Origin of the sequence: Streptomyces sp. NBC_00388, from assembly GCF_036061255.1 — a bacterium.
Classification (GTDB): Bacteria; Actinomycetota; Actinomycetes; order Streptomycetales; family Streptomycetaceae; genus Streptomyces.
The window spans coordinates 3960369-3985563 of record NZ_CP107948.1; the positions used below are offsets into that span (position 1 = coordinate 3960369).

Annotated in this window: 26 protein-coding genes; 16 read left to right on the forward strand and 10 right to left on the reverse strand. The window is 71.0% G+C overall.

Annotated elements, in window-relative coordinates; genetic code table 11:
* Positions 1 to 146 precede the first annotated feature (146 nt).
* The gene (locus OG917_RS17835) at positions 147 to 1817 is read left to right on the forward strand and encodes a protein kinase domain-containing protein (RefSeq protein ID WP_328318591.1); all 1671 of its coding nucleotides are present in this window, start codon (positions 147 to 149) and stop codon (positions 1815 to 1817) included.
* Positions 1818 to 1965: 148 nt separating this feature from the next.
* Here the strand turns inward: OG917_RS17835 and OG917_RS17840 are convergent, their stop codons facing one another.
* From OG917_RS17840 to OG917_RS17850, 3 genes are all read right to left on the reverse strand, one after another.
* A complete protein-coding gene (locus OG917_RS17840; protein ID WP_328318592.1) occupies positions 1966 to 2970 on the reverse strand; it encodes a phosphotransferase in 1005 nt (334 codons plus the stop codon).
* A gap of 15 nt (positions 2971 to 2985) precedes the next feature.
* Positions 2986 to 3417, reverse strand: a complete 432-nt coding sequence (locus OG917_RS17845; protein ID WP_328318593.1) for a pyridoxamine 5'-phosphate oxidase family protein — start codon at positions 3415 to 3417, stop codon at positions 2986 to 2988.
* Between the two features lie 232 nt (positions 3418 to 3649).
* Positions 3650 to 4321 (reverse strand): response regulator transcription factor, encoded by a 672-nt coding sequence (locus OG917_RS17850; protein WP_328318594.1) that lies wholly within the window; start codon positions 4319 to 4321, stop codon positions 3650 to 3652.
* A gap of 328 nt (positions 4322 to 4649) precedes the next feature.
* Here OG917_RS17850 and pdhA point away from each other — a divergent pair, with 328 nt between their 5' ends.
* The 4 genes from pdhA to OG917_RS17870 all read left to right on the forward strand — a co-directional run bounded on the left by pdhA (position 4650) and on the right by OG917_RS17870 (position 8934).
* Positions 4650 to 5810 (forward strand): pyruvate dehydrogenase (acetyl-transferring) E1 component subunit alpha, encoded by a 1161-nt coding sequence (pdhA, locus tag OG917_RS17855; protein WP_328318595.1) that lies wholly within the window; start codon positions 4650 to 4652, stop codon positions 5808 to 5810.
* 2 nt (positions 5811 to 5812) lie between these two features.
* Positions 5813 to 6793 (forward strand): alpha-ketoacid dehydrogenase subunit beta, encoded by a 981-nt coding sequence (locus OG917_RS17860; protein ID WP_328318596.1) that lies wholly within the window; start codon positions 5813 to 5815, stop codon positions 6791 to 6793.
* Positions 6794 to 6807: 14 nt separating this feature from the next.
* The gene (locus OG917_RS17865) at positions 6808 to 8226 is read left to right on the forward strand and encodes a dihydrolipoamide acetyltransferase family protein (protein ID WP_328318597.1); all 1419 of its coding nucleotides are present in this window, start codon (positions 6808 to 6810) and stop codon (positions 8224 to 8226) included.
* Positions 8227 to 8436: 210 nt separating this feature from the next.
* Positions 8437 to 8934, forward strand: coding sequence for an SRPBCC family protein (locus tag OG917_RS17870; protein ID WP_328318598.1), 498 nt, complete (start codon positions 8437 to 8439; stop codon positions 8932 to 8934).
* 47 nt (positions 8935 to 8981) lie between these two features.
* Here the strand turns inward: OG917_RS17870 and OG917_RS17875 are convergent, their stop codons facing one another.
* Positions 8982 to 9389, reverse strand: coding sequence for an ATP-binding protein (locus tag OG917_RS17875; protein WP_328318599.1), 408 nt, complete (start codon positions 9387 to 9389; stop codon positions 8982 to 8984).
* Between the two features lie 236 nt (positions 9390 to 9625).
* On the opposite strand from OG917_RS17875, the gene OG917_RS17880 reads away from it, so the two are divergent.
* From OG917_RS17880 to OG917_RS17890, 3 genes are all read left to right on the forward strand, one after another.
* Complete coding sequence (locus OG917_RS17880) at positions 9626 to 10525, forward strand: helix-turn-helix domain-containing protein (protein WP_328318600.1); 900 nt, start codon at positions 9626 to 9628, stop codon at positions 10523 to 10525.
* Positions 10522 to 10704, forward strand: coding sequence for a DUF397 domain-containing protein (locus OG917_RS17885; protein WP_328318601.1), 183 nt, complete (start codon positions 10522 to 10524; stop codon positions 10702 to 10704). Before OG917_RS17880 ends, OG917_RS17885 begins: the two co-directional genes overlap by 4 nt.
* Before the next feature lie 184 nt (positions 10705 to 10888).
* Positions 10889 to 11293: a pyridoxamine 5'-phosphate oxidase family protein gene (locus tag OG917_RS17890; RefSeq protein WP_328318602.1), complete on the forward strand. Its 405-nt coding sequence runs from the start codon at positions 10889 to 10891 to the stop codon at positions 11291 to 11293.
* A 39-nt stretch (positions 11294 to 11332) separates the two neighbouring features.
* Here OG917_RS17890 and OG917_RS17895 read toward each other — a convergent pair whose 3' ends face one another.
* Positions 11333 to 11491, reverse strand: coding sequence for a hypothetical protein (locus OG917_RS17895; protein ID WP_328318603.1), 159 nt, complete (start codon positions 11489 to 11491; stop codon positions 11333 to 11335).
* A 162-nt stretch (positions 11492 to 11653) separates the two neighbouring features.
* Here OG917_RS17895 and OG917_RS17900 point away from each other — a divergent pair, with 162 nt between their 5' ends.
* Complete coding sequence (locus tag OG917_RS17900; protein WP_328318604.1) at positions 11654 to 12307, forward strand: GntR family transcriptional regulator; 654 nt, start codon at positions 11654 to 11656, stop codon at positions 12305 to 12307.
* Positions 12304 to 13596 carry an MFS transporter gene (locus tag OG917_RS17905; protein WP_328318605.1) on the forward strand — a complete coding sequence of 431 codons (1293 nt, stop codon included), beginning with the start codon at positions 12304 to 12306 and terminating at the stop codon, positions 13594 to 13596. The genes OG917_RS17900 and OG917_RS17905 overlap by 4 nt, the downstream gene beginning before the upstream one ends.
* A 19-nt stretch (positions 13597 to 13615) precedes the next feature.
* On the opposite strand, the gene OG917_RS17910 is transcribed toward OG917_RS17905, so the two are convergent.
* Entirely contained in the window at positions 13616 to 14440 is an 825-nt protein-coding gene (locus OG917_RS17910; protein ID WP_328318606.1) for a maleylpyruvate isomerase family mycothiol-dependent enzyme, read from the reverse strand.
* A gap of 185 nt (positions 14441 to 14625) precedes the next feature.
* Between OG917_RS17910 and OG917_RS17915 the strand changes: the two genes are divergently transcribed.
* The 5 genes from OG917_RS17915 to OG917_RS17935 all read left to right on the forward strand — a co-directional run bounded on the left by OG917_RS17915 (position 14626) and on the right by OG917_RS17935 (position 18598).
* A complete protein-coding gene (locus OG917_RS17915; protein ID WP_328318607.1) occupies positions 14626 to 15417 on the forward strand; it encodes a carbon-nitrogen family hydrolase in 792 nt (263 codons plus the stop codon).
* Between the two features lie 71 nt (positions 15418 to 15488).
* Positions 15489 to 16136: a class I SAM-dependent DNA methyltransferase gene (locus OG917_RS17920; protein WP_328318608.1), complete on the forward strand. Its 648-nt coding sequence runs from the start codon at positions 15489 to 15491 to the stop codon at positions 16134 to 16136.
* Between the two features lie 119 nt (positions 16137 to 16255).
* The gene (locus tag OG917_RS17925; RefSeq protein ID WP_328318609.1) at positions 16256 to 16654 is read left to right on the forward strand and encodes a GntR family transcriptional regulator; all 399 of its coding nucleotides are present in this window, start codon (positions 16256 to 16258) and stop codon (positions 16652 to 16654) included.
* On the forward strand, positions 16651 to 17565 hold the full coding sequence (locus OG917_RS17930) for an ABC transporter ATP-binding protein (protein ID WP_328318610.1): 915 nt from the start codon (positions 16651 to 16653) through the stop codon (positions 17563 to 17565). Before OG917_RS17925 ends, OG917_RS17930 begins: the two co-directional genes overlap by 4 nt.
* A 73-nt stretch (positions 17566 to 17638) precedes the next feature.
* Entirely contained in the window at positions 17639 to 18598 is a 960-nt protein-coding gene (locus tag OG917_RS17935) for a hypothetical protein (protein WP_328318611.1), read from the forward strand.
* 119 nt (positions 18599 to 18717) lie between these two features.
* On the opposite strand, the gene OG917_RS17940 is transcribed toward OG917_RS17935, so the two are convergent.
* Entirely contained in the window at positions 18718 to 19224 is a 507-nt protein-coding gene (locus OG917_RS17940) for an LURP-one-related/scramblase family protein (protein ID WP_328318612.1), read from the reverse strand.
* Between the two features lie 180 nt (positions 19225 to 19404).
* Between OG917_RS17940 and OG917_RS17945 the strand changes: the two genes are divergently transcribed.
* Positions 19405 to 21207, forward strand: a complete 1803-nt coding sequence (locus OG917_RS17945) for an NHL domain-containing thioredoxin family protein (RefSeq protein ID WP_328318613.1) — start codon at positions 19405 to 19407, stop codon at positions 21205 to 21207.
* Between the two features lie 16 nt (positions 21208 to 21223).
* Here OG917_RS17945 and OG917_RS17950 read toward each other — a convergent pair whose 3' ends face one another.
* The 3 genes from OG917_RS17950 to OG917_RS17960 form a co-directional block, all read right to left on the reverse strand.
* A complete protein-coding gene (locus OG917_RS17950; protein WP_328318614.1) occupies positions 21224 to 21445 on the reverse strand; it encodes a DUF6458 family protein in 222 nt (73 codons plus the stop codon).
* Positions 21446 to 21670: 225 nt separating this feature from the next.
* On the reverse strand, positions 21671 to 22972 hold the full coding sequence (locus tag OG917_RS17955; protein ID WP_328318615.1) for a M18 family aminopeptidase: 1302 nt from the start codon (positions 22970 to 22972) through the stop codon (positions 21671 to 21673).
* 347 nt (positions 22973 to 23319) lie between these two features.
* Complete coding sequence (locus OG917_RS17960; protein WP_328321985.1) at positions 23320 to 25146, reverse strand: acyl-CoA dehydrogenase; 1827 nt, start codon at positions 25144 to 25146, stop codon at positions 23320 to 23322.
* Positions 25147 to 25195 lie beyond the last annotated feature (49 nt).

Sequence of the window (25195 nt, forward strand, 5' to 3'; positions counted from 1 at the left end):
GACGCGATTCCGGGTTTGATAGCCGGTCATTGCCGGACCGGGCCCTCTCCTGGAGCCTGTAGCGTGGCGTGGCACCGGGCCGCGAGGACCACCGAGCACCACCCGCGTACCACCGCTGACGCGGACCGACACGACGGCGAGGACTGATGGCACCCGAATCCGATGCAGGCGGCGGCTCGGACGTGCCGGAGTCGTGGGGCGTCGGCGGACTCGTCGGCGACGGCCGGTACCGGCTGACCCACCGTCTCGGCCGCGGCGGCATGGCCGAGGTGTTCGCGGCTGAGGACGTGCGGCTGGGCCGTACGGTCGCCGTGAAGCTGCTCAGGTCCGACCTCGCAGAGGACCCGGTCTCCAAGGCCCGGTTCACCCGCGAGGCACAGTCGGTCGCGGGCCTCAACCACCACGCGGTGGTCGCCGTGTACGACTCCGGCGAGGACTACTGGGGCGGCAACACCGTCCCGTACATCGTGATGGAGCTGGTCGAGGGCCGCACCATCCGCGATCTGCTGATCAGCGCGGAGGCGCCGCCGCCCGAACAGGCGCTCATCATCGTCTCAGGTGTGCTGGAGGCGCTGGCCTACTCGCACCAGCACGGCATCGTCCACCGGGACATCAAGCCCGCCAACGTGATCATCACGGACGGCGGCGCGGTCAAGGTGATGGACTTCGGTATCGCCCGTGCCCTGCACGGTGCGCAGTCGACGATGACCCAGACCGGCATGGTCATGGGGACGCCCCAGTACCTCTCCCCCGAGCAGGCGCTCGGCAAGGCCGTCGACCACCGCTCCGACCTGTACGCCACGGGCTGCCTGCTGTACGAGCTGCTCGCGATGCGTCCCCCGTTCACCGGTGAGACCCCGCTCTCGGTGGTCTACCAGCACGTGCAGGACATGCCGGTGCCCCCGTCGCAGGTCGCCGACGCGGTGCCGCCGGAGCTCGACGGGCTCGTGATGCGTTCCCTCGCGAAGGACCCGGACGACCGGTTCCAGAGCGCCGAGGAGATGCGGGCGCTGGTCGCGTACGCACTCCAGATGCTCCAGCAGCAGGGCGGCCACACGGGCACGTGGAACACCGGGCCGGTCGCGATGCACGAGGCAGGCTCCACCCCGGCGATGGGCATGGCGGCCACCACGGCGCTCGGCCACCCGCAGCACGGCGACACCTCCCAGGGCCCGATCCTGCCGCCGATGAACCCGGACGACGGTTCGTACGACGGTGACGGCAGGGGCCGGGGCGGACGCGGCTGGATCTGGGTCGTCGCCGTCCTCGCGGTGGTCGCCATCGCGGCGGGCGTCGTCTTCGCACAGGGCGGTTTCGGCGGCGGCAGCGGATCGGGGGGTACGACCTCCGACAAGTCACCCTCGGTCAGCCACTCCGAGAAGGACGAGCCGAGCGACGCCCCGACGGACGAATCGTCCCCGGAGACCAGCACCGACCCCGGCACGTCGAGCGGCGGCGACTACACCGACCGGCCCTCGAACACGCCGTCGGGCAGCCCGTCCGACGACACGCCCACGTCGCCCCCGGCGTCCTCCCCGTCCTCCTCGGGCGGTTCGTCCTCGTCCGGCGGTTCCTCGTCCACGGGCGGCAAGACGAACGGTGGTTCCGACGACGGCGGTTCGGCTTCGGACGGCGGCACCTCGTCCACCGGCGGGAAGACGAACGGCGGGAACCAGGACGGCGGCGGTACGTCGGACGGTTCGACGACCGCGGGCGGGAACCCGGCGGGCGGCGCCACCACGGACGGGTCGAGCACGGCAGGCACAACGGCGGGGACCACCGCGGGCGACGCGGCGGCGGGCGCGACCGGGACCTGACGGCCCCGGGGCAGGCCGTCGCCCGGACGGCAGGACGATGGGGCGGCAGGACGACGGGGCGGCAGGGCGACCGGGCGGCAGGACGACCGGGCGACACCGTGACCGGCACTGCAGGGCGACGGCACGTGCCGCCCTGCCGTGCCCGGGCTCACCCCGCGAAGGCCTCGCAGACCGCCTCGTACTCGCGGGTCCACCACACCACCAGGGCCGAAGCCGCAGGGAACAGCGGATCGGCCCTGCGGTCGTGCAGCTGGTAGCGCCAGCGCAGGGTCCAGAAGTCGTTGAGCCGCTCCCACCACACCCGGTGGACCGCGGCGGCGAGCTCCGCGGGCCCCGCGGGAGCGGCCCGCCGGTACGCCCGCGCGTAGGCGCGTACCTTCGGCAGCTCCAGCTCACCCGTGGGCTGCACGAAGAAGATCACCGCGGCCCTGACCGCCTCCTCGGCGCGCGGCTTCACGCCCAGCCGGTCCCAGTCGATGATCGCGGCCGGTTCGGCGCCCCGGTAGAGCAGATTCAGCGGGTGGAAGTCTCCGTGGACCCAGCCGCCGGCCGTGCCCGGAGGCGGGCGGCGGTGCGCGTGGCGCTCAAGGAGCCGGCGGCGCTCGCGCAGCCGGTGTTCGGCGAGCTCGTCGAAGGCGTCGCGGGCGGACCGCCGGCAGGCCAGCCTGACGAGGAGTTCCTCGATGACCGCGAAGGTGTCGGCCGGGTCGGCGCTCTCGTGCTCGGGCGGCGCGGGCTCGGCCTCCATCACCCGCTCCAGACCGGTGTGGACCAGCCCCAGCAGCGCTCCTAGCCGGCGTGAGCCCGCCGTGCCGAGCTGCGCGCCGTCCCGGTGCCGTCCGTCGATCCAGGGGTGCAGCGCGTAGCAGCGCCCGCCGATCACCGTGACGGTGTCACCGTCCGCGCCGGCCAGCGGGGGCGCGACGGGGACTCCGAGCGCCTGGAGGCGCAGGGTGGCGCGGTGCTGGCGGCTGATGGCGTCCGGGTCGCCGTCGAGATGGTGTTTGAGGAAGTAGTCGCCGCGGGTGGTGGCGAGCCGGTAGCCGCGGTTGAGCAGCCCCTGGGCGACGGGCTCGCAGGAGAGCGCGTCACCGGTGGAGCGGTAGCGGCGCAGTACCTCCCCGACAGGCGGTGTTGCATATGAGCGCGGCACTCGCCAGATGTTAGATCACTCGGGGGCGGCGGCTGTTTCCAGCGAGGGGTACTCCATCCGGTCCACTGTGGCGAACTGTGGCCTGATGCGCAGATAGACCGCTTCGTAGGGTGCGCCGTTCACCTCGGCCGGGGCCGTGTCGAACCGGGCGACGTCCGCGGGTGCCGGGACGGTCAGCTCGGCGGTGCCGGTGAACTGGACCGACCAGATGTGCGCGTCCCCGGAGGACAGGTTGTCGGCCGCGTAGGCGACGACGCTGCCCGCGCAGGCCTCGTGGTGCCCGTCGCCCGCGTGCAGGCGCAGGATGACGCAGTCGTCCGCGACGATGTGGCGGGCGATGGCCAGGAAGGGCAGCGCGCGCATGCTGGCGGCGACACGGCCGTACGACACGCGGCCGAGCAGGGCGATCGCGCGCTGTTCCTCGATGGGCATGGCTTCCACTGGCATGGCTTCCACTGTCCGCGCAGGGGGCCGCGCCGGTAAGGGGACAGCTGCCCCATGATGGAGGACGTAGGTCCCGAATAAGAACCAACAAACCATTCCGCGTGATTTCAAACCATTCCAGGCCGGTCGATGACCTTCCGCGAGGCCTGCTCGCGCCTTCCGCGAGGCCCGGTCCGTCCGCGAGGCCCGGTCGCGAACTCCGCGAGGCCGGGCCGGGCGGGCGCGGAGCACCGGCTCAGCGGTCGCTCCGGTCCTCCCCCGCCTGGATCCTGGCCACGAACGCGGCAGCCTGCGAGCGCCTTTCCATGCCCAGTTTGGCGAGCAGGCTCGACACGTAATTCTTGATCGTCTTCTCGGCGAGATGCAGTCGCTCACCGATCACCCGATTGGTCAGTCCTTCGCCGATCAGGTCGAGAATCTTCCGCTCCTGGTCGGTGAGGCTCGCCAGCCGCGCGTCGCGCTTGCTGCTGCCGCCGTCGCGCAGCCGCTCCAGGACACGGGCGGTGGCCACCGGGTCGAGCAGCGACTTCCCGGCCGCGACATCCCGTACGGCCGAGAGCAGCTCGCTGCCACGGATCGCCTTCAGCACATAGCCGGAGGCCCCCGCCATGATCGCGTCGAAGAGGGCCTCGTCGTCGGAGAACGAGGTGAGCATCAGGCATTTGATGTTCTCGTCCGCGGAGCGGATCTCCCGGCAGACCTCGACCCCGCTGCCGTCGGGCAGCCGGACATCCAGGACGGCGACGTCGGGCCGGGTGGCCGGGATCCGTGCGAGCGCGTCGGCGGCGGTCCCCGCCTCACCGACGATCTCGATGTCGTCCTCCATGGCCAGAAGCTCATGAACTCCGCGCCGGACCACTTCATGGTCGTCAAGGAGAAAAACGCTGATTTTTCCATCTTCGGGCACAGAATGAGTTTCCCATACGAACTCTTCCCGTGCCCGGGGTGCCCGGTATAACGTGCCCCTGTTCCGGCGGCCTGCAAGGCTGTGACCAGTGATTGTTCGCCCATTTTTAGATTTACTTGGAAATCCAAGCAAAATCGCAGGTCAAATGGGGTTTCGCAGTTCTGCGACGCACTGGGTAACGTGCCTTTGAGAGGGTGCTCGCCGGGGCACCTGTCACGCCTGTTCCCGGTCCGCATCGCACCCACCCCGTGCGGGGGATCCGGATTCGGGCGAGCCGCACTGGCCTTACCGGCAACCCCGGGGGCCGGACCGACGGAGGAGCACGCACGTGACCGTGGAGAGCACTGCCGCGACGCGCAAGCCGCGACGCAGCAGCAAGCGAGCCGGCGCCACCCGGACGCCTCAGGCGTCCGAGCCCCAGCTCGTACAGCTGCTGACGCCCGAGGGCGAGCGCATCGAGCACCCCGAGTACGAAGTGGATCTCACGCCCGAAGAGCTGCGCGGTCTGTACCGGGACATGGTCCTGACGCGCCGCTTCGACGCCGAGGCCACCGCACTCCAGCGCCAGGGCGAGCTGGGCCTGTGGGCCTCGCTGCTCGGTCAGGAGGCCGCCCAGATCGGATCGGGCCGGGCCCTGCGGGACGACGACTACGTCTTCCCGACCTACCGGGAGCACGGTGTGGCCTGGTGCCGCGGCGTCGACCCGACGAACCTGCTGGGCATGTTCCGCGGCGTGAACCACGGCGGCTGGGACCCCAACAGCAACAACTTCCACCTCTACACCATCGTCATCGGCTCGCAGACGCTGCACGCGACCGGCTACGCGATGGGAATCGTCAAGGACGGCGCGGACTCCGCGGTCGTCGCCTACTTCGGCGACGGCGCGTCCAGCCAGGGCGACGTGGCAGAGGCGTTCACCTTCTCGGCGGTCTACAACGCCCCGGTGGTCTTCTTCTGCCAGAACAACCAGTGGGCGATCTCCGAGCCCACCGAGAAGCAGATGCGCGTGCCGCTCTACCAGCGCGCCCAGGGCTTCGGCTTCCCCGGCGTCCGCGTCGACGGCAACGACGTACTGGCCTGCCTGGCCGTCACCAAGTCGGCCCTTGAGCGGGCCCGCCGGGGCGAGGGCCCCACGCTGGTCGAGGCGTACACCTACCGCATGGGCGCGCACACCACGTCCGACGACCCCACGAAGTACCGCACGGACGACGAGCGGCAGGCGTGGGAGGCCAAGGACCCGATCCAGCGGCTGAAGACGTACCTGGAGAAGCAGAAACTGGCCGACGAGGCGTTCTTCACCGGTCTGGAGAGCGAGAGCGAGACGCTCGGCAAGCGGGTGCGGGACGTGGTGCGGGCGATGCCCGACCCGGACTCGATGGCCATGTTCGAGAACACCCACGCCGACGGCCACGCGCTCGTCGACGAGGAGCGCGCGCAGTTCGCCGCCTACCAGGCGTCCTTCGCGGACTCGTCCGAGGAGGGCAACTGATCATGGCCGCGAAGAACATGAGCATCGCGAAGGCGCTCAACGAGTCGCTGCGCAAGGCGCTCGACACCGATCCCAAGGTCCTCATCATGGGTGAGGACGTCGGCAAGCTCGGCGGCGTCTTCCGCATCACCGACGGGCTGCACAAGGACTTCGGCGAGGACCGGGTCATCGACACCCCGCTCGCCGAGTCCGGCATCGTCGGCACCGCGGTCGGCCTGGCCCTGCGTGGCTACCGGCCCGTCGTGGAGATCCAGTTCGACGGCTTCGTCTTCCCCGCGTACGACCAGATCGTCACGCAGCTGGCGAAGATGTACGCCCGCGCGCTCGGCAAGATCAAGCTGCCCGTCGTCGTCCGTATCCCCTACGGCGGCGGCATCGGCGCGGTCGAGCACCACAGCGAGTCGCCGGAGGCGCTCTTCGCGCACGTGGCGGGTCTGAAGGTGGTCTCGCCGTCCAACGCGTCGGACGCGTACTGGATGATGCAGCAGGCCATCCAGAGCGACGACCCCATCATCTTCTTCGAGCCGAAGCGGCGATACTGGGACAAGGGAGAGGTCGACACCGACGCGATCCCGCACCCGCTGCACAAGGCGCGGGTGGCCCGTGAGGGGTCCGACCTGACGCTCGCCGCGTACGGCCCGATGGTGAAGGTCTGTATCGAGGCGGCGGCAGCGGCGGCCGAAGAGGGCAAGTCCCTCGAAGTCGTGGACCTGCGGTCGATGTCCCCGATCGACTTCGACACCGTGCAGGCCTCGGTGGAGAAGACGCGCAGGCTGGTCGTGGTGCACGAGGCGCCGGTCTTCCTCGGCACCGGGTCGGAGATCGCGGCCCGGATCACCGAGCGGAGCTTCTACCACCTGGAGGCTCCGGTACTGCGGGTCGGCGGATACCACGTGCCGTACCCGCCGGCGCGCCTGGAGGACGAGTACCTGCCGGGCCTGGACCGGGTGCTCGACGCCGTCGACCGCTCGCTTGCGTACTGAGGAGCGCCGTGACCATGACTGATATCGCGATCCCGGTCCGAGAGTTCAAGATGCCCGACGTGGGCGAGGGGCTCACCGAGGCGGAGATCCTCAAGTGGTACGTCGCACCCGGCGACACCGTCACCGACGGCCAGGTCGTGTGCGAGGTCGAGACGGCCAAGGCCGCGGTCGAGCTGCCCATCCCGTTCGACGGTGTGGTGCGCGAGCTGCGCTTCCCCGAGGGCACCACGGTCGATGTCGGCCAGGTGATCATCACGATCGGCGGGGCGCCGGGTTCCGAGCCGGAGCCGGCCGCCGCCCCGCAGCAGATCGAGCAGCCCGCCGAGCAGGAGGCAGCGCAGGAGGCGAAGCCCGCCGCCCGCCAGCCGGTGCTCGTCGGGTACGGGGTCTCCGAGGCGTCGACCAAGCGAAGGGCGCGCAAGAGCGTGGCTCCGGCGCCGGAGGCGGCGCCGGAGGGCACGTACTACGCGCCGCCCGCCGACGCGCCGGTCACTGAGCCGGCCGCCGTGCCGGTCAACGGGCACACCGTGTCCCGCCCGCTGGCCAAGCCGCCTGTCCGCAAGCTCGCCAAGGACCTCGGCATCGACCTGACCACGGTCACCCCGTCGGGCCCCGAAGGGATCATCACCCGCGAGGACGTCCACGCGGCTGCGGCCCCGGCCGCGCAGGCACCCGCGGCTGAGGCCGCCGCGGAGCCGGCCGCCGAGGCCGCGCCCGCCGTCGCACCGGACGCCCGGGAGACCCGTGTCCCGGTCAAGGGCGTACGGAAGGCCACCGCGCAGGCGATGGTCGGCAGTGCCTTCACGGCGCCGCACGTCACCGAGTTCGTCACGGTGGACGTCACCCGCACGATGAAGCTCGTCGCCGAGCTGAAGACCGACAAGGCCTTCGAGGGGCTGCGGGCCAACCCGCTGCTTTTGATCGCCAAGGCGCTGCTGGTCGCGATCAAGCGGAACCCGGAGGTCAACTCCGCCTGGGACGAGGCCAACCAGGAGATCGTCCAGAAGCACTACGTCAACCTGGGTATCGCCGCGGCCACCCCGCGCGGCCTGCTCGTCCCGAACATCAAGGACGCGCACGCCAGGACGCTGCCCGAACTGGCCCGTGCGCTGGGCGAACTGGTCACCACGGCCCGCGAGGGGAAGACCTCCCCCGCGGCGATGCAGGGCGGCACGGTGACCATCACCAACGTCGGCGTCTTCGGCGTGGACACCGGCACGCCCATCCTGAACCCGGGCGAGTCCGCGATCCTGGCGGTCGGCGCGATCAAGCTGCAGCCCTGGGTGCACAAGGGCAAGGTCAAGCCGCGCCAGGTCACCACGCTGGCGCTCTCCTTCGACCACCGCCTGGTCGACGGCGAACTCGGCTCGAAGGTCCTGGCAGACATCGCGGCGATCCTGGAACAGCCGAAGCGGCTGATCACCTGGGCGTAGCCGGCTTGCCGACTGGACAGTGAGCGGCCCCCGGACGCGGTGTGCGTCCGGGGGCCGCTCGCTGCCTGCGGACCGCCGTGCGGTTGCGGCAGGCTGCCGGACTCCCCCACAGGGGCGACCCGCACACTGGCAACCGACAACAACAGCACCACGGTGCCGAACGGCCCTGTTCTGAAAGGTTGAGCCATGCGTCTTGCCGATGGTCCCCACGTGGAGTGTGAGATCGAGATCGCCGTGCCACCGGAGCGTGTGTGGCCCTTGGTCTCGGACATCGCCACCTCGGCCCGGCACAGCCCCGAACTGAACGAGGTGGAGTGGCTCGACGGAGCCGACGGGCCGGTCGTCGGCGCGTGCTTCACCGGACACAACCGCAACGCCGTGCTGGGGGAGTGGAGTACGGTCAGCCGGATCGCGCAGCTGGATGAGCACCGCACCTTCCAGTGGGAGGTCGTCCACTCCGACGAGCGGCGCCTCGGCGCCCCCCTGGCCATATGGACGTACACGCTGCAGCCGCTCGCTGACGGAAGCCGCACGCGCCTGCGGCACGGCATGCGGCTCGGCGCCGCCGAGGGCCCGATGCAGGACTTCGTCGCCCGGCACCCCGACCAGGAGGAGCAGATCATCGACGGCCGGCTGGCACTGCTGCGTGACGGCATCGATGCGACGCTGGCGGGCGTGAAGGCGGACGCGGAGAGCACGGCCGTCTGAGCAGCGGCCGAACGGTCCCCGGACGCGGTGTGCGTCCGGGGACCGCGCTATGTCCGGGCGGGTGCGGGGGCCACGTCCAATTCGGCCCAGACGGCCTTGCCGACGGTCAGGGTCTGTACGTCCCAACGGGCCGCGACCGCTTGGACGATGAGCAGCCCGCGCCCGAACTGGTCGTCCGGATCGGCCTTGCGCGGTACGGGCAGCCGCTCCCCGCGTGGATCGGTCACCGCGATCCGCAGCGCCTTCCCGCCGAGCGTGACGTCGACCCGGAACAGCCGGTCCCGCAGACAGCCATGCAGCACGGCGTTGCCGCAGAGTTCACCGGTCACGAGTGCGGCGTCACCCGCGAGTTCGGGGTGCCCCCAGTCGGCGACGAGCGAGGCGACGCGTCTGCGGGCCAGGGGCACGCTGCGCGGGTACGGGGGGTAGCTGACCTTGTCGTGCCGGACGGTCATGACACGTGCCTCCTCGTGCGAGTGCGGCGGTGGCAGTGCCGTTCGGGCCCCTGTCGCTGAGCCCGGAGGGTGCTCTTCCGCCCAACTGAACACACTCTGTGCTCGGTTGAGTCACGAACGTAACGGCGCGCAGCCTTGGGAGCAAGAAGTCTGGGACATATATTCCCCATATGAGTGACCGGTCTCTGCGGGGGCGGTCGGCTGGCAGACTGTGGAGGGGTCAGCGGGAGGGTGACATGCAGACATCCGGGACATCCGGAGCACGCGCTACGGGCAACCGGGCTTCGACGGTGCTGGGCCGGAAACTGGGCGGCGAACTCCTGCGTCTGCGCGTGGCGGCGGACAGGACCCAGGCGGAAGCAGCCCAGGTGTTGAGCGCGACACAGACGAAGGTCGTCAAGATGGAACGGGGCTGGGTTCCGGTGCGGGACCCCGACATCGCGGCCCTGTGCCGGTTCTACGAGGTGCACGACGACGGTCTCGTGAGCCACTTGCTGCACCTGGCGAGGTCGGATCGGGAGCGGCGCAAGGTGAAGGGGTGGTGGAACGACACCCCTTCGCTGGCCCTGCAAGCTGAGTACATCTCCATGGAGGATGTCGCGCTCAGGATCAAGCAGTGGCAAATGGCCCTGATCCCGGGCCTGTTCCAGACACCCGAGTACACCAGGGCCATGTGTATCGCGGACATGATGTGGGAGGACGTCGACCGAATCGAAGACATCGTCGCCGGACGGGCCAAGCGCCAGGCGCGACTTTACGGTGACAAGCCGCTGCAGATCCACGCGGTGATCTGGGAGGCTGCTCTCAGGCAACTCATGGGCGGGCCACAGGTGATGGGGCGCCAGCTTGCCCATCTCAGTCACCTCGCGGAACTGCCCAATGTGCAGATCCAGGTGCTGCCGTTCAGGGCCGGAGCGCACCCTTGCGTCGGAGGCCCCTTCCACGTCCTATCCTTCGCTGAGGACGCGGCGGTAGATGTTGTGCACATGGATACACCGCGATCCACCATCTGGATCGAGAACGCAGAGGAGAGCGCTGTCTTCACTACGCTCTTCGCCCGCGCGTCCGGGGCCGGCCTGTCGCCCTACGACTCAGCCCGGTTCATCGACAGTCTCAGCAAGGAGATGAGCGAGTGAAGCCCTTCCGGTTCGTGAAGTCCAGCTACAGCGCCGATTCCGCCGACTGCGTCGAGGTGGCCCGCAACGTCCCCGGCGCGGTGGCCGTGCGGGACTCGAAGGACGTGGCGGGGCCCGTCATCCGGGTGACTCCCGCTGCCTGGGCCGCCTTCAGCTCGGGCGTGACGGACGAGCCGTAAGCGGCCCGCCGGGTTGCTGCGGTCCTTGCCTCGATCGCCCGTGCGCAGCACGACCGCGTGCGAACGTCCCATGAAAGAAGCTGCGGTGGCACACAGGCCGAGGCCGCGGGAGTAGGCCGAAAGTCCCGGGAACGCGCGTCCGCCGGCCGAGGCAGGCGGTGACCGTGCCGGGTGGGATGGACGGATGAGCATCCTCAGGCATCCGACCGACCCCGCCGTCCTGGACCGACTGGCCACCGAGCGCAACGTCTGGCTGTGCGGTGTCCGTCCGGACGGGTCGCCCCATGTGACCCCGGTGTGGTTCGTCATCGTCCGGGACAGCTGGTGGATCGGCGTGGACAGCGGCTCGGTCAAGGTGCGCAATCTCCGCGAGAACCCTCACGTGTCGCTGGCGCTGGAGGACGGTCGGGCCCCCGTCGTGGCGGAGGGCGAGGCCCAGCTCCGGTATGACGCCTTTCCCGCGGAAGTGACGGCCGCGTTCGCCGCGAAGTACGGCTGGGACGTCACGGTCCCCGACCGCCCGGGCAGCGGACGCGTCCTGCTGCACATCCCTGTCAGGCGCTGGCTGTTGCCCGGTGTCGCACAGTGAGGCGGGGTCGGCCGCGGTGGTCCAGCGGCGCTTCGTGCGTCACAGGCCGCCCGCGCCGATCAGCGTCACCACGAACAGCACGGCGACGAGCGTCCAGCGGACCGTGTCGAAGCCGGCGATCCGGGCGGCCAGGCCGACAAAGGCGAAGAGGGCGTTGTCGTCGGCGTAGGGCAGCACGTCGCCGACCACCAGAAGCACGACCGGCAGCCAGGCGGGGGACCGGCGGCGGGCGGCGCGCCCGTCCGCCGGTGTTCCGGAGGAGGGGCGCGGCGGGCCGGGACCTGGCCGGATGTCACCCCCCGGCGTCCCGCGATGCGGACGGGCCCCCCGACGCATCCCTGTTGTATCTATGCTGTGCGCATGCCAGTCGCCCCGCTGAAACAGCCCCCCGCCGCCGACCGTGTCTACGCGCACGTCAAGCAGGCCGTACTCGACCGCCGCTACGAGGGAGGGACGCTCCTCACCGAGGGCGAGCTCGCCGACGCGGTGGGCGTCTCACGGACGCCGGTACGCGAGGCGCTGCTCAAGCTGGAGGTCGAGGGGCTGCTCAAGCTCTATCCCAAGAAGGGCGCCCTGGTCCTCGCCGTCTCCGCGCAGGAGATCCACGACGTGGTGGAGACCCGGCTGCTGGTCGAGGAGTTCGCCGCGCGGAAGGCCGTGCCCGCCCCGCCCCGGCTCATCGAGCGGCTGGCCGGGCTGCTGGCCGAGCAGACCGCGCAGGTGGAGTCCGGTGATCTGGCAGCGGCAGCCGTCAGCGACCGCTGTTTCCACGCGGAGATCGTCCGCAGCGCGGGGAACGAGATCCTCTCCCGCCTCTACGACCAGCTGCGCGACCGGCAGCTGCGGATGGGCGTCGCCGTGCTCCAGGCGCACCCCGACCGCACCGCCACCACCCTCGCCGAACACGGCGAGATCCTGGCCGCGCTGCGCGACGGGAACGCGGACGCCGCCGTCGCCGTCGTCCGCCGGCATGTCACCCGGATCCGGAATCTGGCCCAGGGGGAGGACCGATGAGCGCCGTACTGCCGGGCGATCCACCGGGAGGGAGGCGCGCGGTCACCGTCTGGTCGATCGGCGTCGCCGTCTACTTCGTGGCGATCGTCTTCCGTACCAGCCTGGGCGTGGCCGGCCTGGACGCCGCCGACCGCTTCCACGTCAACGCCTCCGCCCTTTCCACCTTCTCGATCCTCCAGCTGCTGGTCTACGCCGGGATGCAGATACCCGTCGGCCTGCTCGTGGACCGGCTCGGCACCAAGAAGGTGCTGACCCTCGGGGTGGTGCTGTTCACGCTGGGGCAGCTCGGCTTCGCCTTCTCCCCCACGTACGGAACGGCCCTCGCCTCCCGCGCGCTGCTCGGCTGCGGCGACGCCATGACCTTCATCAGCGTGCTGCGGCTCGGCACCCGGTGGTTCCCGGCCCGGCGCGGCCCGATGGTCGCGCAGCTCGCCGGGCTGGTCGGCATGGCGGGCAACCTCGTCTCGACCATCGTCATCTCCCGCACCTTGCACGGCCTCGGCTGGACCGCCACCTTCGCGGGCAGCTCGCTCGCAGGGGTGCTCGTGCTCGTCGTGATGCTGCTCTTCCTGAAGGACCACCCCGAGGGGTTCGAGCCTCCGCCCGCCCCGCACGCCGGGGCCGCGTCCGTGCGCCGGCAGATCGCCGCCGCCTGGCGCGAGCCCGGCACCCGGCTCGGGATGTGGGTGCACTTCACCACGCAGTTCCCCGCGATGTTCTTCCTGCTGCTGTGGGGGATGCCGTTCCTCGTCGAGGCGCAGGGCCTGTCGCGTGGCACGGCAGGCGAACTGCTCACCCTGATCGTGGTCTCCAACATGGTCGTCGGCCTGGTCTACGGGCAGATCATCGCGCGGCACCAGGGCGCCCGCGCACCGATCGCGCTGTCCACGGTGGGCGCCACCGCGACGCTCTGGGCCGCCACGCTCGCCTGCCCCGGCGACCACGCGCCGATGTGGCTGCTGCTGACGCTCTGCACGGTGCTGGGCGCCTGCGGTCCGGCGTCGATGATCGGCTTCGACTTCGCGCGCCCCGCCAACCCTCCGGAGCGCCAGGGCACCGCGTCCGGCATCGTCAACATGGGCGGGTTCGTCGCGTCGATGACGACGCTGCTCGCGGTCGGAGTCCTGCTGGACGCGACGGGCGACAACTACCGGATCGCCTTCTGCTCCGTCTTCGTCCTGGAGGCGCTCGGCGTCACCCAGATCCTCCGTCTGCGCCGGCGCACCGCACGGCGGGAGAGCGAGCGGCTGGTGACCAGCCGGGTGGAGGCCGTGCACGTCCCGGCGTGAGCCCGTGGGAGGCGCGCGGTTACGGCGTCACGGCGAACGACCGGAGGATCGCCTCGGCCAGCTCGTGGTCGCCCTCGATCTTGATCTCGTCGGCGACCGACGCGAGCCTGACCCGTCCGCACGCCAGCCGGAAGTACGTGTCCCAGTCCATCGCGATCGTCACGGCGGGTCCGAGCGACGGCGAACCGTCGACCGTGCCGCGGCCGTCGGCGTCCACCCGGACCGTGCGCATGAACTCGACGGCGCCGGTGATGTCGAAGACGACCGCGGTGTTGGGCGGGGCGCCCGCGTCCTTGGCGACGACCTTCGGCAGCGCCTCCACCAGGACGTCGCGCGCCACATAGGCGCCCGGCGAGTCCAGATGGCCCGGCCTGCCCAGCGTGGTGCGCAGATCCTGCTCGTGCACCCAGACGTCGAACGCGCGCATCCGCAGCGCCACTTCCAGCGTCTGCTCGGTACCGAGGGGCGCGCGCACCAGCGTGTCCGGCTGCCGGGTCTCGTTCCGCAGCTGCCGTGCGCGCCGGATGATCGTGTACTCCAGATCCGCGGTCATCTCAGGCGAGGTGTGGTGGCGCCGCACATCGACCTGCATCTCCATGTACCGCTGGTGCTCGGTCTTCACATGGAAGAGGTCGCGCGGCAGGGTGTGGATCGGCCGCGGGTCCCCGAGCTGTTCGTTCTCCATGCCGATGATGTGGGAGATGATGTCGCGCACCGACCAGTTGGGGCAGGGCGTCCCGCGGTTCCACTCGCCTTCGACGAGCGGCTTCACCAGCTCGGATATGGCGTCTGCTGAGTGGGTCCAGGCGTCGGCATAGGTCTGAAGGCTGGAATGGACTGTCACGGGACCCCTCGGAGCGGTGTTCTGCGGTACGGCGGGCGTAGACCTGCTGGTGTGCGAGGCGCTGCTGGGGGTCTGGGGGCATCCCCCGGAAAGGCACAGTACGCTGCCCAGTGGCACCCCGGCAGTGCTTTCGTGTGACGATCGTAGGCCCGCGTTGACGGCCCGAATGCCAGGACGGTGGTAGTGTGCGCGCCTCTCTCCTCCAGATCGCAGTGAATCCTGCGGAATCGCCCGCTTCGCGCCGCTTGCGCGTGGCGGATCTCGTACGGGAACAGTCCGGTGCGGATCTCGTCGTGCTGCCCGAGCTGTGGCCCGTCGGCGCCTTCGCATACCAGTCCTTCGAGGACGAGGCCGAACCGCTGGAGGGGCCCACGCACCAGGCGATGGCGGAGGCGGCCCGCGACGCCGGGGTCTGGCTGCACGCGGGCTCGATCGTGGAGCGCGACGCCGGGGGCCTGCTCTACAACACCTCCCTGGTCTTCACGCCCGGGGGCGAGCGTGCCGCGGCCTACCGCAAGATCCACCGCTTCGGCTTCGACAAGGGCGAGGCGGTCCTGATGGCCGCGGGCGACGACCTGGTGACGGTGGATCTGCCCGGGACCACGCTCGGCCTGGCCACCTGCTACGACCTCCGCTTCCCCGAGCTGTTCCGCGGTCTGACCGACGCCGGGGCCCGCGTGCTGGTCGTGCCCGCGGGCTGGCCGGAGCGCCGGCGTGCGCACTGGACGCTGCTCGCGCAGGCGCGCGCGGTGGAGAACCAGGCGTACGTCCTGGCCTGTGGCTCCGCCGGTACGCACGCGGGTGTGCAGCAGGCGGCGCACAGCATCGTGGTCGACCCGTGGGGCGAGGTCCTCGCCGAGGCGGGCGCGGACGAGGAGGTGCTGACGGCCGATATCGACCCGGCGCTCGTCGCCAGGACCCGGAAGCAGTTCCCCGCGCTGAAGGACCGGCGGCTCGGCCTGGCCCCGCCCCGCTGACCGCACCGTCCGAACCGTCCGCCCGGAACCGGCCCGCACGGGTCACCGACCGCGACATACGGAGCACCGCCATGACCGAACCCGGCTGTCTCAGCACCATCCGCGCGTCCTACGACACCGTCGCGGTCGCCTACGAGGAACTCATCCGTGACCACCTCGCGAGCAGCCCCTACGACCGGGCGATGCTCGCCGCCTTCGCCGACCAGGTGCGCACGGACGGCGGCGGCCCGGTGGCCGACATCGGCTGCGGCCCCGGCCGGGTGACGGCCCATCTGGACGCGCTGGGTGCCGACGCGTTCGGGGTCGACCTCTCGCCGGGGATGGTCGCCGTCGCCCGCCGTACGTATCCGGGCCTGCGGTTCGACGTCGGGTCGATGACCGCCCTCGACCTGCCGGACGGCTCGCTCGGCGGCCTGGTCGCCTGGTACTCGATCATCCACCTCCCGCCGGAGCTGCTGCCCTCGGTGTTCGCCGGGTTCCACCGGGTGCTGGCGCCGGGCGGCCGGCTGCTGCTCGCCTTCAAGGCCGGTGACGAGATCCGCCACCTCGACCACGCCTACGGCCACGACCTCTCGCTCGACGTCCACTGGCTGCCGCCGGACCGGGTCGCGGGGTGGCTGGCCGACGCCGGGTTCGACGTACGGGCCCAGCTGGTGCGCGAGCCGGACCAGCAGGAGAAGCAGCCGCAGGCGTACCTCCAGGCGACCAGGGGGCGGTGAGCCCGCCGGCCGGGCCGGGTCACGGCCCGGTCCCCGTACGTCCCGCACCACGGACTTGACGTGTCCCGCGCCGCTCGGTCATAGTTTCACTAGTCAATTAGTGAAAGGGGGGTGCACCGGTGGCCGAACACCCTGTCGAGTACCGCATCGACCGGCACAGCGGCGTCCCCGCCTACCTGCAGATCGTTCAGCAGACCCAGCAGGCGCTGCGGATGGGCCTCCTCGAACCGGGGGACAAACTCCCCACGGCGCGCGAGGTCGTCGAGTCCACGGCCATCAATCCGAACACCGTGCTCAAGGCGTACCGCGAGCTGGAGCGGGCGGGCCTGGTCGAGGCACGCCGGGGCGTGGGCACCTTCGTCCTGCGCACGCTCAACGGGACCGGCACCGGCTCCCCGCTCCGGGCGGAGCTGGACGGCTGGGCGCTGCGGGCCCGCGCCGCCGGTATCGGCAGGGAGAGCGCGGCCGAACTTCTGACCTCCGTACTGGACGAGCACTTCCCGAAGGGGGACCAGTGACCATCATCAGCAGCGACCCGGCTGCGGCCGAGGTGGCCGGAGTCACCCGGCGCTACGGGCGCGGACGCCGCACCACCGCCGCCCTGGAGGACTGCTCCTTCCGGCTCCCTGCGGGCAGCGTCTGCGCGCTGGTCGGCCCCAACGGTGCGGGCAAGTCCACGCTCCTGCGCATCGTCGCCGGACTGGTCCGGCCGGATGCCGGAACCGTGGACGTACTCGGCGCGGCGCCGGGCACCCACCGGGACCGGGTCGGCTACCTGGACCAGAGCCGGCCGCTCTACGGGCATCTCTCCATCGCCGACACCCTCGCCCTGGGTGCGCGCCTCAACACCGGCAGCTGGGACGCCCCTTACGCCTGCCGGATCGTGGAGCAGGGCGGACTCGACCCGCAGCGCAAGATCCGCGGACTCTCCGGCGGCGAGCGCACCCGCGTGGCGCTCGCCCTCACCCTGGGCAAGCGGCCCGAGCTGCTGCTGCTGGACGAACCGATGGCCGAACTCGACCCCCTGGCCCGTCAGGAGCTGATGGGCCTGCTGCTCGCCGACGCCGCCGAGAACGGCACCAGCGTCCTGCTCTCCTCGCACATCGTCTCCGAACTCGCCTACTCCTGCGACCACTTGCTGCTCCTCGACGGCGGCCGGGTCCGGCTGGGGGGTTCGGTCGAAGCGTTGCTCGCCGCGCACACCGTGGTCACCGGCCGGGGCACCGACCTGTCCCCGCACACGGTCATCGAGTCCCGCCCCACCGGCCGGGGTCTCACCGCGCTGATCCGCCCCCGGGGCCCGCTCGCCGACACCTGGCAGCCGCAGCGCCCCACCCTCGAAGAGCTGCTGCTGGCCCACCTCCGCGCCGACCGCCCCCCGGTGTTCCTCACCCCGGACATGGGCGAGGACAGCGCGGCGGCGGCCTGACCGCCCGGCCCGCACCGCCCGGACCCGTTCCCTGTCCCCCCACCGCTGCACCGCTGCCCCTCAAGGACTTCTCATGACCACCGCATCCCTGGACAAGCACGTCCCCGTGCCCCCGCCCAGCCCCTCGGGCCTCGACCTGTTCCGCACCGAACTGCGCCTGCACCGCGCGGCGCTGTGGACCTGGGCCGCCTTCGTGGTCGTCACCGCGGGGCTGCTGCTCTGGCTGTACGGCCCCGGCGCCGACGCCACCCAGAAGCTGTTCGACAGGTTCGGCTACGCCGGGGTGCAGCAGGACGCCTGGCGCGGCGCGGCGCTGCACACCTACTCCTTCTCGTTCTCCTACGACAGGCTCTTCTACGACCCGGCCACCCTGATCAGCATCGCCACCTTCTGTGTGGCCCTCTTCGCGGCCGGGCCGCTGACCGCCCGGGAACTGGAGAGCGGCACCACCCGGCTCGCCTGGTCCCAGTCCGTCTCCCCGGCCCGCTGGCTCGCCGGCAAACTCGCCGTACCGGCCGTCGTCGTGGCCGTGGGCACCGCTCTGTTGATCCTGCTCTACCGGCTGCTGTGGTCCTCCCACAGCGGTCTTCTGGTGGCCGGCTACGAACCCCGTCGGCTGTACTACTCGATCGGCCCGGCCGCCGTCGCCGCCCCGCTGTTCGCGCTCGCGCTCGGCGCGCTCTGCGGTCTGCTGCTGCGCCGCACCCTGCCCGCCATGGCGGTCGCCGCCGTGCTCCAGTACGGCGTCACGGCGGTCCGCAGCGGTCTGTGGCCCTTCCAGCGCGCCTACCAGGTGCCCGAACTCTCCGTGCACAGCCGGGCGATCACCTCGACCGGCGCCCGGATCGCCGACCCCGGGTGCTACGACAAGGTGCGCTGCCTCGCCGAGCACCACGTGACGGGCTTCACCCGCACGTATCTCCCGTCCCCGGACTTCTGGCCCCGCCAGCTCACGGAGTCCGGCGTTCTCCTCGCCCTGGCCGGGCTCGCGGTCTGCGCCGCCTTCCGGCTCCTGAAGCGGCGTACGGCCTGACCCACGGGTCCGCCGCCCCGAGGCCCCAGCCGGACGTACCGGCTGGGGCCTCGGGGCGCGTCGGGGCGCGGCACCGGACGACCCCGCTCACGGATCCGGCCCGGTCCGAACGGAGGACCCTAGCCCTCGCCGTGCTCCTTCTCGTGCTCCTTCTCGTGCATGTGGATCACGGAGACCGCGATGGCGATCATCAGCGCCGGGTCGGAGTCCTCACGCACCACGTTGACCGCGTACGCGTCGCGCACGCTGAACCACTTCTTCGAGATGTCGGCCAGCAGCTCGTTCTCGTACTCGACCGCGAACTCACGGTCGAGGATGTTCCCGCTGACCTCCAGCTCGGTGCCGTCCACCAGCTTCACGCGGTAGTGGTCGTGCAGCACGGTGAGCCGCTTCTTCCTGACGGTGGCCAGCTCCTCGCCGTTCCGCTTCAGGGTCATCGTGTCGCTGATGGCGATCAGCTTCTCCTTGAGCGTGATCAGCACCTGCCCGTCGAGGTCCTTGAGCTCCAGGGTGTCGCGGATGCGCATCACCTTGCCGTCGACGAGATAGGCCTTGTGGCCGTTCTCGTCCTCGATCCAGTAGTCGTCGCCGATGTCGAAAATACGGTCGCGCACAAGGAATTTCATGCGGATGACGTTACCGCCGGACGGCGTAAGGAATCAGGGGCGGACGGACTCTCCGGAGACGGCCGTGGCTGCCGGTTCCTCCCGTCCGCGGGGGAGGCGGACGGCCCGCCCGGCTGCCCGTGGCGGCGCCGGAGGTGACGTGCCGCAGGTCACACGGGGTCAGATGGCACCCTTGACAGCATGAACGATGTGACTCCCGCCCCCCGTCGCGCCCGTGTCCGCGCCCCCGAGCTGGTCGGCAAGGGCGGTTGGCTGAACACAGGCGGACAGCAGTACACCCTCGCCGACCTGCGGGGACGCATCGTCGTGCTGGACTTCTGGACGTTCTGCTGCATCAACTGCCTGCATGTACTCGACGAGCTGCGCGAGCTGGAACAGCAGCACAGCGACACCGTCGTGATCATCGGTGTGCACTCCCCGAAGTTCGTGCACGAGGCAGAGCACCAGGCCGTCGTCGACGCCGTCGAGCGGTACGGCGTGCACCACCCCGTCCTGGACGATCCCGAGCTGGCCACCTGGAAGCAGTACGCCGTCCGCGCCTGGCCGACCCTCGTGGTGATCGACCCCGAGGGGTACATCGTCGCCCAGCACGCCGGTGAGGGACACGCGCACGCCATCGCGTCGCTGGTCACGGAGCTGGAGGCGGAGCACGCGGCCAAGGGCACACTGCGCCGCGGCGACGGCCCGTACGTCGCGCCCGAGCCGGTCGCCACCGATCTGCGCTTCCCGGGCAAGGTGATCGCGCTGCCGAGCGGCAACCTGCTCGTCTCGGACACCACCCGGCACCAGCTGGTCGAGCTGGAGGCGGACGGGGAGACCGTCGTACGGCGCATCGGCGGCGAGGGTGTGTTCAACGAGCCGCAGGGGCTCGCGCTGCTGCCCTCCGGGAAGGTCGCGGTCGCCGACACCGTCCACCACGCGATCCGCACGTACGACCCGGGGACCGGTGGGATCGAGCTCGTCGCGGGGACCGGGAAGCAGTGGTGGCAGGGGTCGCCGACCAGCGGGCCCGCTCTCGACGTGTCGCTCTCCTCGCCGTGGGACGTCGCCTGGTTCGACGGGCTGCTGTGGATCGCCATGGCGGGCGTCCACCAGCTGTGGACGTACGACCCGGAGAGCGGCACCGTCGGGGTGGCGGCCGGGACCACCAACGAGGGGCTGGTCGACGGACCGGCCGCCGACGCGTGGTTCGCGCAGCCGTCCGGTCTCTCGGCCGCCGGGGACCGGCTGTGGATCGCCGACTCCGAGACGTCGGCGCTGCGCTGGATCGACCGGGACGCCGCGGGCGGCGCGGTGGTGCACACCGCCGTCGGTACGGGGCTCTTCGACTTCGGCCACCGGGACGGCGATGCCGGGCAGGCCCTGCTCCAGCACCCGCTGGGGGTCACGGCGCTGCCCGACGGCTCGGTCGCGGTCTCCGACACGTACAACCACGCGCTGCGCCGCTACGACCCGGCCACCGGCGAGGTGACCACGCTGGCGACGGACCTGCGGGAGCCGAGCGACGCGGTGCTCGCCGGGGACGACATCGTGGTCGTGGAGTCGGCCCGGCACCGGCTGACCCGGCTGCGGCTGCCCGACGAGGCGGTACGGGTGGAGAGCGTGGCCCACCGCACCCAGCGGGCCGCCACCGACGTGGCCCCAGGCACGCTGCGCGTGGACATCGTCTTCCAGGCGCCCGCCGGTCAGAAGCTGGACGTCCGGTACGGGCCCTCCACCCGGCTGCTGGTCTCCGCGACCCCGCCCGAACTGCTGCTGGGCGGGGACGGCGCCGGTACGGACCTCTTCCGGGACGTGCTGCTGAACCCCGCGGTCCCCGAGGGCGTACTCCATGTCTCGGCGATGGCCGCGTCCTGCGACGACGACCCCGCCAACGAGTACCCGGCCTGCCACGTGCACCAGCAGGACTGGGGTGTTCCCGTCCGGGTGACGGAGGAGGGCGAGTCCAGGCTGCCGCTGGTGCTGGCGGGTATGGACGGCTGACCCGCGGCGCCGTGGGTCAGCCCAGGTGGTGGTGGTCTTCCTCGACGACGGTGGTCGCGGTGGGCACCGGCGGCCGGCGACGGCGCAGGACGCTGGTGTAGACCGCGAGGCCGATGACACCGACCAGCATCATGATGATGCCGACCAGGTCGAGGTTGACGCCGTTCATGTGCCAGTCGGTTGCGAAGGTGAGGATGCCCCCCACCACGAGAAGGATGATGCAGCCGCCAAGGCCCATCGGTGTTCGCCTCCGAACTAGTTGTGACTGTTCCGGTCTCACAGGGCGCGTACCCGGGACCGGAACGGTCAATCAACCTGCCGCCGGAGCGGCGGAGTTCGGCGGCGGAATCCGGCGGCGGCGGTGTGCGGCTGCCCTGACCGGTGGACCGGTCGCGTGGATCGCCCTGCGTACGGGCCCGGTTGACCGGCCCGGCGGGGCGGCTCGCGGTCGGGGCCCGGCGGTTCAGCCCTCCAGGAAGGCCGCCAGGGAGTTGGCGAGCAGGTAGGGGTCGTCGGCCCCGCACAGCTCGCGCGCGCTGTGCATGGAGAGGATCGCGACGCCGATGTCCACGGTGCTGATGCCGTGCCGGGCCGCGGTGATCGGGCCGATGGTCGTGCCGCAGGGCATCGAGTTGTTGGACACGAAGTGCTGCATGGGCACCCCCGCCTTCTCGCACGCGGCGGCGAACACCGCCCGCCCGCTGCCGTCCGTCGCGTACCGCATGTTGACGTTGACCTTGAGGATCGGCCCGCCGTTGGCGCGCGGGTGGTGCGTCGGGTCGTGGCGCTCGCTGTAGTTCGGGTGGACGGCGTGACCGGTGTCGGACGAGAGGCAGACCGACCCGGCGAAGGCGCGGGCCCGGTCCTCGTACGTACCGCCGCGGGCGAGGACGGAGCGCTCCAGGACGGTGCCGAGCAGCGGCCCGTCCGCCCCGGTGTCGGACTGGGAGCCGTTCTCCTCGTGGTCGAAGGCGGCCAGCACCGGGATGTGCTCCAGGGACGCGCTGCCCGGCCCCGAGGCGACGGCCGCCAGCGCCGCAGTGGCGGCGTGCACGGAGAGCAGGTTGTCCATCCGGGGACCGGCGACGAGCTCCCGGTCGCGGCCCAGGTAGGCGGGCGCCTCGACCGGGCTCACCATCAGGTCCCAGCCGGTGACGTCATCGGCATCCACCCCGGCCTCCTCGGCGACGAACCGCATCAGGTCGCCCTCGCGGACCTCGCCGAGGCCCCAGACGGGCTGCATGTGGCGCTGCTTGTCGAGCTTGAGGCCGTCGGTGTGGACCGAGCGGTCCAGGTGGATGGCGAGCTGCGGGACGCGCAGCAGCGGCCGGTCCACGTCGACCAGCCGGTGGCTGCCGTCGCGCAGCGTGAGCCGCCCGGCGAGGCCCAGGTCCCGGTCGAGCCAGGTGTTGAGCAGGGTGCCGCCGTAGACCTCGACGGCGACCTGGCGCCAGCCGTCGCTGCCGGCGTCCGGCAGGGGCTTCACACGCAGGTTCGGCGAGTCGGTGTGTGCGCCGGCGATCCGGAACGGGGTGTGGGCCGAGGCGTTCTCCGGCACGTACCAGGCGATGATCGCGCCGCCCCGCAGCACGTACTTGCCGCCCGTGGACGCGTCCCAGGCGTCGGTCTCCGAGACCTGCCTGAAGCCCGCCTTCTCCAGCCGCCCTGCGGCGTTCGCCACGGCGTGGTAGGGCGACGGGCTCGCCGTCAGGAAGGTCATCAGGTCGTCGGTGTGGCCGCGGTCGAAGCGGACGGATGTGCTCATGGCAGCCACCATAACGACCGCGGCGGCGGCCCCGCCCGCGGGAACGGGGCGGGGCCGCGGGGCCGGTGGGCGCATGGGACATGTGGGACGGATCGGGGCCGTTGTCAGTGCCGGATGCCACTATCGGCGCATGGTCGAATACGGTGCCGACACCAGGGAGCCCGTACTGCTGGGCGACATCCTGGCGCATGTGCTCAATGCGGCAACTGCCCGCTCCTGCGCGGCCGGCGGGAGCGGACCGCCGTGTGCTCCGGCCCCGGAGGAGCGCGCCCGTGCGCACACGCAGCGGCGGCCCGGCCCCGGTGACCGGGACCGCGCCGCCGCGCGTGACGTGCTTTCCGGGAGTGCTAGAAGGCCGCCTCGTCCAGCTCCATGAGCGAGGTGTCGACGGTCTCGGCGAGGGCGCGCTGCGCACTCACCCCGGGCAGGATGTCGGTGGCGAAGAACTTCGCAGCCGCGATCTTGCCCTGGTAGAAGGCGGTGTCCTTCGCGGAGGCGGTCGGCAGCTTCTCGGCGGCCACCGCCGCACCCTTGAGCAGCAGGTACGCCACGACGACATCGCCCGAAGCGAGCAGCAGGCGGGTCGTGTTGAGCCCCACCTTGTAGATGTTCTTGACGTCGTCGCCGGTCGAGGTCAGGTCGGTGATCATCGCGCCGACGATCGCCTCCAGGTCCACCGCGGCCTTGGCCAGCTGGTCACGGGCGGCGGTCAGCTCCTCGCCGCCGGTGCCGGCCGCCAGGAACTTCTTGATCTCCTCGGAGAGGGTGTTCAGCGCGGCGCCCTGGTCGCGGACGATCTTCCGGAAGAAGAAGTCCTGGCCCTGGATGGCGGTCGTGCCCTCGTAGAGGGTGTCGATCTTGGCGTCCCGGATGTACTGCTCGACCGGGTACTCCTGGAGGTAGCCGGAGCCGCCGAAGGTCTGGAGCGACTGGGCCAGCTGCTCGTACGACTTCTCCGAGCCGTACCCCTTCACGATCGGCAGCAGCAGGTCGTTGAGGCCGTGCAGCGCCTTGGCGTCCTCGCCCGCGGCCTCCTTCTCCTGGATCGAGTCCTGGACGGAGGCCGTGTAGAGCACCAGGGTGCGCATGCCCTCGGCGTACGCCTTCTGCGTCATCAGCGAGCGGCGCACGTCCGGGTGGTGCGTGATGGTGACCTTCGGGGCGGACTTGTCCATGAACTGCGCGAGGTCGGGGCCCTGCACGCGCTCCTTGGCGTACTCCAGGGCGTTCAGGTAGCCGGTCGAGAGCGCCGCGATGGCCTTGGTGCCGACCATCATCCGGGCGAACTCGATGATGCGGAACATCTGGCGGATGCCCTCGTGCTTGTCGCCGATCAGCCAGCCCTTGGCGGGGTGGCGGTCGCCGAACGTCATCTCGCAGGTGTTGGAGGCCTTGAGGCCCATCTTGTGCTCGACGTTCGTCGCGTACACGCCGTTGCGCTCGCCCAGCTCGCCGGTGGTCCAGTCGAACTCGAACTTCGGGACCATGAAGAGCGAGAGGCCCTTCGTGCCGGGGCCCGCACCCTCGGGGCGCGCCAGCACGTAGTGGATGATGTTGTCCGACATGTCGTGCTCGCCCGAGGTGATGAAGCGCTTCACGCCCTCGATGTGCCAGGAGCCGTCGTCCTGCTGGACGGCCTTCGTGCGGCCTGCGCCCACGTCCGAGCCGGCGTCCGGCTCGGTGAGGACCATGGTGGAACCCCACTGCTTCTCGACCGCGATCTCGGCGATCTTCTTCTGCTCCTCGGTGCCCTCCTCGAAGAGGATCCCGGCGAAGGCCGGGCCGGAGGAGTACATCCAGATCGCCGGGTTCGCGCCGAGCAGCAGCTCCGCGTAGGCCCAGATCAGGGAGCGGGGCGCCGTGGTGCCGCCGATCTCCTCGGGCAGGCCGAGCCGCCAGTACTCGGACTCCATGAAGGCCTGGTAGGACTTCTTGAAGGTGTCCGGCAGGGGCGCCGTGTTGGTCTCCGGGTCGAAGACCGGCGGGTTGCGGTCGGCGTCGGCATAGGACTCGGCGAGCTCGTTCTCCGCGAGCCTGGCCACCTCGTCGAGGATGCTCTTCGCGGTGTCGACGTCCATCTCTGCGAACGGCCCGGCGCCGTACTGCTTGTCGCGGCCGAGGACCTCGAAGAGGTTGAACTCGATGTCGCGGAGATTCGACTTGTAGTGCCCCATGGCGACAGCCCTCTCGTAACGCATACCTGTAACGAATACCAGCAAGTAG